This is a genomic window from Acidovorax sp. A1169 (genome assembly GCF_030704685.1).
GTDB lineage: Bacteria > Pseudomonadota > Gammaproteobacteria > Burkholderiales > Burkholderiaceae_C > Acidovorax.
This window is the reverse complement of record NZ_JAUZDX010000076.1, coordinates 1-370: the sequence shown is the minus strand read 5'-3', so window position 1 is coordinate 370 and position 370 is coordinate 1. Positions and strand designations below refer to the sequence as shown.

The following is a 370-nucleotide window of genomic DNA, read 5'->3' as shown; positions in this document are numbered from 1 at the left end:
GGTCTCCTGCGGCGTGGCCCAGTGCCAGGAAACCCTGCGCACCGCCATGGCCATTGGCGCCGACCGCGCCATCCTGGTGGAAACCGACGTCGAACTCCAACCCCTGGCCGTGGCCAAGATCCTCAAAGCCCTGGTCGACAAGGAACAACCAGGCCTCGTGATCCTGGGCAAGCAGGCCATCGACGACGACGCCAACCAGACCGGCCAGATGCTCGCCGCCCTGGCCGACCTGCCCCAGGCCACCTTCGCCAGCAAGGTGGACCTCTCCGCCGACAAGGTCAGCGTGACCCGCGAAGTCGACGGCGGCCTGGAAACCCTGGCCCTGACCCTGCCCGCTGTCATCACCACCGACCTGCGCCTGAACGAGCCC

1 pseudogene is annotated in these 370 nt (G+C 68.1%); it reads left to right on the top strand.

Annotation, left to right across the window (positions count from 1 at the left end):
* Positions 1-370, top strand: a pseudogene (locus QYL93_RS31880) (electron transfer flavoprotein subunit beta/FixA family protein); the annotation flags it as partial.